Raw genomic sequence first — 5521 nt, 5'->3', positions numbered from 1 at the left:
CTCAGCTGGCGGGCCTGCACGCGACCGAGCGCGGCGGCGGCCTGGCGGGCGCGGACGCGGCGGACGCGGATGATCCGGTCAAGTGGCTGGTCGCTCATGCCGCACCCATCAGCGCCAGCAGCGCCTGCCGGCTGGCACTGGCGCGCTCGCCGCGCGGCTGGCAGCGATAGGCCTCCAGCCGCGGCGACAAAGCGAGCGCGGCATCCAGCTCCGGATCGGCGCCCGGCGCATAGGCGCCCATCAACACCAGATCTCGATTGTCCTCGATCAGCGCGTTCCAGCGGCGGAAACGCGCGGCGGCGGCGAGATGCTCGGCGTCGGTAACATCGGTCATCACCCGGCTGGCCGAGGCCGAAAGGTCGATCGCCGGAAAGCCGCCGCGCCCGGCGAGCTTGCGGCTCAGCAGCAGATGGCCATCGAGCACGCCGCGCGCCGCATCGACGACCGCATCGCCGCCTTCATCGGCCTCGGCCAGCACGGTCATGATCGCGGTAATGGCGCCGCCGGTACGCACGGCGCCGGCCCGCTCGGCGAGCGCGGCGATCAAGGCCATGGCGCTTGGCGGATAGCCACGCCCGCCGGCGTTCTCGCCGCGCGCCAGCGCCACTTCGCGGGCGCCGTGGACGACGCGGGACAGGCTGTCGAGGATCAGCAGCACATGGCGGCCCTGGTCCCGGAAATGCTCGGCAATGGCAAAGGCCCGCTCGGCGCCGCGCACTCGCAGCAGCGGCGCATCGCCGGCCGGCACCGCGAGCGTGATCGTCCGCGCCCGCGCCGGGCCGGACAGCTCGGTCTCGATGAAATCGGTGATCTCGCGGCCCCGCTCGCCGATCAGCGCCACCACCACGACATCGGCGGCCGCCCAGCGCGCGATCTGGCCGAGCAGGACCGACTTGCCGACCCCGGTGCCGGCCATGATGCCGACCCGCTGGCCGCGCCCGAGCGTCAGCAGCCCGTCGATGGCGCGCACCCCGGTCTCCAGCGGCGTGCGCACCCGCGCCCGTGCCGCCGGCGCCGGGGCTTCGCCGGCCAGCGGCCGGCTGGCATCGGTCCGCACCGGGCCAAGCCCGTCGAGTGGCCGCCCGAGCCCATCGATGACCCGGCCGAGCAGCGCTTCACCGACGCCGACATCGGCGGGCAGGCCGTCGCCGAGCACGATGGCCCCCGGCCTGATGCCGACAAGCGGCGACAGTCCCATCAGCAGCGCCCGGCCATCGCGGAAGCCAATGATCTCGGCCGCCTGCCGCCCGGCGCCAATCCTTGCCCGTGCGCCGACCAGCGCCTGCAATCCGACGGCCTCGATCGTGGTGCCATCAAAGGCGCTGACCCGCCCGCCCCGCTGCACCGGCAACTGTACGGCACTTGCCGCCTGCTCAGCGACCAGCGCCGCCAGGGCCGATGACACGCTCATGCCTGCCCCTCCAGCGCCGCAATCACGGCATCGAGCCGATCCCGCAGCGACACCTCGACAATGAAGTCCGGCCCCGACAGCTCAACAGCATCGGCCATCTCCGGCTCGGCCTCGAGCTGCAGTCCGGCCAGCACATCGGCGGCATGATCGTTGAGCGTGGCGATCACCTCAGGCGCCGCGCGCAGCACCGCCGGCTCGCCGGGTCGCAATTGCGCCAGCGCCACTTCGACCAGCGGCCGCAAGATGGCCGAGCACGCCGCGAGTTCGGTCGCCAACACCCGCTCGCACAGGCCCCGTATAAGCGCCACCAACGGCGCCCGTAGCGCATCGGCATCGATCCGGCACGCCGCCTCAAACGCCGCTGCCGCCGCCTGAAGCCGGGCCAATACCGGCTCCAGCGCCGCCTCGGCCTCGGCCCGGCCCTCGGCCAACCCGTGCGCATGCGCCGTGGCCCGCAGCGCCGCATCCTCGGCAGCGCGGATGACCGCAGGATCGTGTGCCGGCTCGGGCGCCGGCACCACCTCCGGCACCGGCGGCTGCGGCTGCAGCGCCGCCAGCAGCCCGGCAAGCCCGTGTCGGCTCGCGTCGGGCATGATCTTCATCTCATACATAGCCGGAGGCTCCCGGCATCATGATCGCGCCCGACTCGCCGAGCCGGCGCACCAGCGCGCAGACGTTCGACTGGGCGGCGGCGACATCAGCCTTCTTGACCGGCCCGCTCTCGGCAAGTTCATCGCGCAGCTGGTCGGCGGCGCGGCTGGACATGGCGCTCAGCACCAACTCGCGCAGCCGCGGCGCCGCGCCCTTGAGCGCGGTCACCAGCATCGCCTGGTCGAGCTCGCGCAGCACCAGCTGCAGTTCGCGCGGCGCCAGCCTGGCAAGATCCTCGAACAGGAAGGATTGTTCGGCAATGCTGGCGGCCAGCGCCGGATCGCTGATCGCCAGCGCGTCGAGCAGCATCTGCTGCTGGCTGGAGAGGGTGACCAGCCGCGCCGTGAACGCCGCCCCGGCCAGCCGGGTACTGCCCTGCGCCCGGGTCAGCGTCACCAGCCGGCTCTCAAGCGCCGCCTCCAGCACGCCGATCTCGGCCGGCGGCACCGGGCCAAGCGTCGCCAGCCGCTGCACCACATCGGCCTGCACCGCCTCGGCCAACCCGTCGAGAACCAGCGCGGCGCGCGCTTCGGGTAGATGCGCCAGCACCACCGCCACCGCCTGCGGATGCTCGCCGGCGAGCAGCTCGGCCACGGTTGCCGCGTCGAGCCAGTCGAGCTGGGCAAAGCGTATGATGGCCGCCGGCGGCCCGATTTCCTCGATCACCCGCTCGGCGCGCGGCGAGCCGAGCGCCAGGCTGAGCCGGGCCCGCGCCTCGCGTCCCTGCACATCAAGCGCCTGCACGCCGCGCGTGCGCGCCAGGAATTCATCGAGCACCGCATCGACCGCCGCCGGCGCAATCTCGGCCACGGTCAGCATCGCCTCGCCAACGGCCCGCACCTCGACGGCCGACATCCGCCGCAACAGCTCCGCCGCCTGCGCTTCCTCAAGCAAAAGCAGCAGGATCGCGCATTTCTGCGCGCCGGTCAGCGCAGCGCTGGGGTCCGCCTCTGGCTCGGACGGCAGCGGCAGGGCAGCAAGCGCCATCAGCCGGCCTCGTCTTCGTCGGGTGTCGCCAGGTCGATCGCCAGCATCTGCCGGGCGACGGCGGTGGCGCGATCGGTATCGCCGCTGACGAGGCTGCGGGTCGCGTCGAGCTTCTCGCTATAGTCGACGAGGCGCGGCACGGGGCTGTCGGCGGCGGGGCCCGTCTCGGTCGTGGCTGTGGGTTCGCCGGACTTCGCCGCCTCCGGCTCGGCATTGCTGGCCGTTAGTGTACCACCGTCGTGCGGCGCATTCGCCGCTACTGCCCGCGCCTTGCGAGACGCCCGCCAGCGCCAGCCGCCATAACCGATCCCTGCAAGAAGCAGCAGGGCGGCAATGATCGGCAACGTGTAGTCACGCACCGTCTCGGGGGCGAACCAGGGCTTGCTGGGCTCTTCCTGTGGCGCCACAAAGTCTCGTAGCACGAGCTCGAGCTGGTCGCCGCGCTGCAGATCGCGACCGATGGCGCCGCTGATCAGCCGCTGCAACGCCGCGACATCGCCGGGCGGCAGCTTGCCGTCCTTCAGCATCGCCGAGCGGTCGATGACCACGGCCACCGACAGCCGGCGGATGCGCGGCGCATCGCCCCGGCTGACCCGCACATCCTTGCCGATCTCCCAGGCCCGGTTGGTCGTCTCGGCCGTGATCTGCGGCGTAGCGCCAGGCGCAGCGACGGTGTCAGCCGGCGGCGTCGCCGCAATCTGGGCGGCGGCCGGCGCGGTGTTGCTCAGCGCCCCGGGAATGCCGCGCGCCGGCGGGGGAGCGGCCTCCATGCTGCGGCTGGCCTGTTCGGAGCGCAGCACCGAGCCATCCCGCTCGAACCGCTCGGAGGCCGACTCGCTGCGCGTAAAATCGACATCGGCGGTCACTTCGGCGGTGAAGCGGCCTTGGCCGATCAGCGGAGTCAGCAGCGTGTTCAACCGCTCGCGGACCATCGCCTCGACGCGTGCCTGATAGCCGAGCTGCGCCGCCTCGCTGGCCGCCACGCCCGCCGACAGCAGCGCGCCCGACTGGTCGACGACGCTGACCCGTTCCGGGGCCAGTCCGGCCACGCTCGAGCTGACCAGCCAGACAATGGCGCGGACCTGGGCCTCGCCGAGCACCCGGCCCGGCGCCAGCGCCACGAACACCGAGGCGCTGGCCGGCGCCCGGTCGCGGACGAAGACGCTCGGCTCGGGTAGCGCGACATGGACGGTGGCCCGCTTGACGCCATCGATCGATTCGATCGACGCCGCCAGTTCCGATGCCATCGCCCCCTTCAGCCGCGCCGCCTCGACGGCGCGGGAAAGACCCATCGGCATGTCGCCGACGGCATCGAGGCTGCGCGCTGCTTTGGGCAGGCCCTGGCCGGCAAGCAGGATGCGGGCGGCGGCGACATCGCCAGACCCGACCTCGATGGTGCCGCTATCGGGATTGACCCGCACCTTGTAGTTGCCGGCCTCCAGCGCGGCGATGACGGCCGACTTGTCGCCGTCCGAAAGCTCGGAATAAAGCGGCCGCCAATCCTGTTGGCGGGTAACACTCCAGCCGATCAGCGCCGTCATCAGCACCAGCGCCGCAATGATCGCCGGCCGCGCTGCCACCACCAGCGGGTTGGCCGCCAGTCCCTGCAGTTGCGCCACCGCCCGTGCCGCCGGCGCCGGCAAAGATGCGGCGACAGACGGCGGCGACGCCGGCACGGTCACCAACCCCGGTTCAGCCATGTCTCATGGCCCATTCGCAGCATGGGAGATGCCTCATAGCGGCATGCTCATCACATCCTTGTAGGCGCCGAGCAGCCGGTTACGGACCTGCAGCGTCGCCTCGAAGGCGAGGCTCGCCTTCTGGCGGGCAATCATCACCTGCGCGAGATCCTGGGTATCACCACGCTCATAGGCGGCGGACTGAGCACCGGCCTCGTTCTGGACGGCGCTCACCGCCTTCAGCGCGTCGCTCATCGCCGAAGCAAAGGGCACCGACGTCGGTTCGGCGGACGGCGGGACGGCCGGCTGGGCCCGCGCCCGCATCGACATCACCGACGAGATATCCACCGGCGGCAGCATCTACTGCAGCCGCAGCCCGGACGGCATGGCAATGCTGCCGCCGATGCCGCCCCCGATACCGTTGGCGAGGCTCGCCGAGGCGCGCGAAGCCATGCCGGCCAGCTTGTAGCGCAGCGTGCGCTCGCTGATCCCGAGCCGGGCGGCAGCAGCGCGACGGCTCGGCGCCTCGGCCAGCACCCGCCGGATGGCCCGGTCCTCCTGGGCACGAACGACGCCGGACAAGGGCTGGGTAGGCACCGTCGCCACCGGCGGGGGCACGGTCGTCAGCGGATCGGCCGGGGCCACCACATCGAAACATAGCGCCTCCGGTCCGATCATCGGCGAGTCGACGAGCACCAAGGCGCGGTCGAGAACGTTGCCCAGCTCGCGGACATTGCCGGGCCAGCGATGCGCCTCCAGCCGCGCCAGCGCCTCTGGAGTGAGAAGCGGAATC

At 72.1% G+C, this 5521-nt stretch carries 6 protein-coding genes; all 6 read right to left on the bottom strand.

What is annotated here, in order from left to right:
- Positions 1-94 precede the first annotated feature (94 nt).
- Positions 95-1411 carry a FliI/YscN family ATPase gene (locus ACTIFJ_RS05515; protein ID WP_439533094.1) on the bottom strand — a complete coding sequence of 439 codons (1317 nt, stop codon included), beginning with the start codon at positions 1409-1411 and terminating at the stop codon, positions 95-97.
- Entirely contained in the window at positions 1408-2013 is a 606-nt protein-coding gene (locus ACTIFJ_RS05510; RefSeq protein WP_439533093.1) for a hypothetical protein, read from the bottom strand. The genes ACTIFJ_RS05515 and ACTIFJ_RS05510 overlap by 4 nt, the downstream gene beginning before the upstream one ends.
- Position 2014: 1 nt before the next feature.
- Positions 2015-3049, bottom strand: coding sequence for a flagellar motor switch protein FliG (locus ACTIFJ_RS05505; RefSeq protein WP_439533092.1), 1035 nt, complete (start codon positions 3047-3049; stop codon positions 2015-2017).
- A complete protein-coding gene (fliF, locus tag ACTIFJ_RS05500) occupies positions 3049-4749 on the bottom strand; it encodes a flagellar basal-body MS-ring/collar protein FliF (protein WP_439533091.1) in 1701 nt (566 codons plus the stop codon). The genes ACTIFJ_RS05505 and fliF overlap by 1 nt, the downstream gene beginning before the upstream one ends.
- Before the next feature lie 33 nt (positions 4750-4782).
- Positions 4783-5088 (bottom strand): flagellar hook-basal body complex protein FliE, encoded by a 306-nt coding sequence (fliE, locus tag ACTIFJ_RS05495; RefSeq protein WP_439533090.1) that lies wholly within the window; start codon positions 5086-5088, stop codon positions 4783-4785.
- Positions 5089-5521: helix-turn-helix domain-containing protein (locus ACTIFJ_RS05490; RefSeq protein WP_439533089.1), on the bottom strand; the 433-nt coding region annotated here is incomplete at its 5' end.

The organism is Polymorphobacter sp. (genome assembly GCF_051860865.1).
In the GTDB taxonomy this organism is placed as follows: domain Bacteria; phylum Pseudomonadota; class Alphaproteobacteria; order Sphingomonadales; family Sphingomonadaceae; genus Sandarakinorhabdus.
The sequence above is the reverse complement of the archived record's forward strand: the minus strand, read 5'-3'. Positions and strand labels throughout refer to the sequence as shown.

Bases quoted from the DNA above. Each gene is read 5' to 3' on its own strand.
- fliE (WP_439533090.1), bottom strand. From the start codon at position 5,088: ATGCTGCCGCCGGTGGATATCTCGTCGGTGATGTCGATGCGGGCGCGG.
- ACTIFJ_RS05505 (WP_439533092.1), bottom strand. From the start codon at position 3,049: ATGGCGCTTGCTGCCCTGCCGCTGCCGTCCGAGCCAGAGGCGGACCCC.
- fliF (WP_439533091.1), bottom strand. From the start codon at position 4,749: ATGGCTGAACCGGGGTTGGTGACCGTGCCGGCGTCGCCGCCGTCTGTC.
- ACTIFJ_RS05510 (WP_439533093.1), bottom strand. From the start codon at position 2,013: ATGAAGATCATGCCCGACGCGAGCCGACACGGGCTTGCCGGGCTGCTG.
- ACTIFJ_RS05515 (WP_439533094.1), bottom strand. From the start codon at position 1,411: ATGAGCGTGTCATCGGCCCTGGCGGCGCTGGTCGCTGAGCAGGCGGCA.